Source organism: Kitasatospora sp. NPDC048298 (genome assembly GCF_043201465.1).
In the GTDB taxonomy this organism is placed as follows: Bacteria; Actinomycetota; Actinomycetes; order Streptomycetales; family Streptomycetaceae; genus Kitasatospora.
The window spans coordinates 1-1644 of the sequence record NZ_JBICYZ010000169.1; the positions used below are offsets into that span (position 1 = coordinate 1).

Annotated in this window: 2 protein-coding genes; one reads left to right on the forward strand and one right to left on the reverse strand. The window is 70.4% G+C overall.

The annotated features are described in order from the left end of the window. The first annotated feature begins 244 nt into the window (after nucleotides 1–244). Nucleotides 245–1066 (forward strand): IS5 family transposase, encoded by an 822-nt coding sequence (locus ACGF0D_RS44225; protein ID WP_392926246.1) that lies wholly within the window; start codon nucleotides 245–247, stop codon nucleotides 1064–1066. Here ACGF0D_RS44225 and ACGF0D_RS44230 read toward each other — a convergent pair. Continuing rightward, a partial coding sequence (locus ACGF0D_RS44230; protein ID WP_392926249.1) for a hypothetical protein occupies nucleotides 1032–1644 on the reverse strand: 613 nt, incomplete at its 5' end. The two genes, ACGF0D_RS44225 and ACGF0D_RS44230, sit on opposite strands and share 35 nt — an antisense overlap.

The window sequence follows — 1644 nt, forward strand, 5'->3', positions numbered from 1 at the left end:
GGTTAGCACGAGTGTTCCCGTGTTCCCGATTCGGGTGATCTCGGCGTTGCCACTGCATGAAGACAGGGCCCCTGTGCAGCTTTGAGGTTGTCGAGACCGAAAGCGCAAGGAGGCCCTGTTGCCGCATTTGTATGCTGTCGCCGCGGTCGGCGGCAACTTCGCTCCTCCAACGTGTGACTGCTTCGCGCACCGGTACGGCAACGCGGGTGACCACAGCGAGCGTGTTCGACGCTACGACAGCGACATGACCGACGCCGAGTGGGCGGCGGTGCGGGATCTGCTGCCGGTGCCGGCGTGGATGAGCGGCCGAGGCGGGCGGCCGGAGGGCTACTGCCACCGCCAACTGCTCGACGCGATCCGCTACCTCGTCGACAACGGCGTCAAATGGGCCGCGCTGCCCGCTGACTTCCCGCCGTACAAGCGGGTCCACGCCTTCTTCACCCGCTGGCGCGACACAGGCTTGCTGACCGAGTTCCACGACCGGGTGCGCGCCGCCGTCCGCACCGCGCAGGGCCGTGATCCCGAGCCGACCGCGGCGGTCATCGACTCCCAGTCGGTCAAGGCCGCCGCCAGCGTGCACAGTGCGACGCGCGGCTACGACGGCGCGAAGAGAATCAACGGCCGCAAGCGCCACCTGGTCGTCGACACCCTCGGCCTGCTCCTGATGATCCTGGTCACACCCGCCAACGCCGGCGACCGGGCCACCGCCGCCGACATCCTCCCCGCACTGAAGGCCAAGTACCGTCACCTGCACAGGATCTGGGCCGACAGCGGCTACACCGGCGACCTCGTCACCTGGGCGAAGACCAACCTCGCCCTGATCGTCGAGATCGTCAAGCGCACCGACGACCTGTCCGGGTTCCGCGTCGTCCCGCGCCGCTGGGTGGCAGAGAGGACATTCGGCTGGCTCATGCGCTCACGCCGCCTCGCCCGCGACTACGAGACCCGCACCGACAGCGCCCAGGCCGTGATCCTGTGGTCCATGACCATGGTCATGAGCCGACGCCTCGCCCGCCGCCGGGCCCGCAGCGTCACCCCGCGGCCTGGGGCCGCCGCCGCGGCATGAAGCGGCTCCCGGACCCGTCGACCTCCAGCCAGCCCCGCTCCACCAGCCGCCGAGCCTTCTGCCGCAGGTTCTCCGTCACCGCGGCGACCGGCTCCCGGCCGACCGCGACCGCCACCTCCCGCATGGTCAGGCCGACACCGCCCTGCCCGCCGGACTCCACCGCCTCCACCAGCCGCCGGTAGTCCGGCGCCAGCGCATCCACCGGATCCAGACCCTCCCGCCACACCGGGACCACCGCCCCCTTCGGTGGCACCCGCACCCCTACCTCCACCGGCCCCGAGCCATCCTCGGCCGGGGCAAGCGCCTCGGCCAGCTCCTCCACCGCCACCACCCGACGCTCCAACAACGCCCTCGCCGACTTCAGCTCACCCTCGATGCGCCCCAACTCGGCCTCCAGATCCTCCACCCGCGCCCGAGCGGCCTCCCGACGCTCCTCCAGCAACCCCAGCGGCGACGGCGGCATCACACACTCCGTTCCGACCTCGACAACCCGACGCCGAAACCCTGCCGCCCAACCCCACACACCATGCCTGAACAGCGAAAAGTCATACGCCGCAAGCGGATTGCGGATGCCTTCT

Bases quoted from the DNA above. Each gene is read 5' to 3' on its own strand.
- ACGF0D_RS44225 (WP_392926246.1), top strand. From the start codon at position 245: ATGACCGACGCCGAGTGGGCGGCGGTGCGGGATCTGCTGCCGGTGCCG.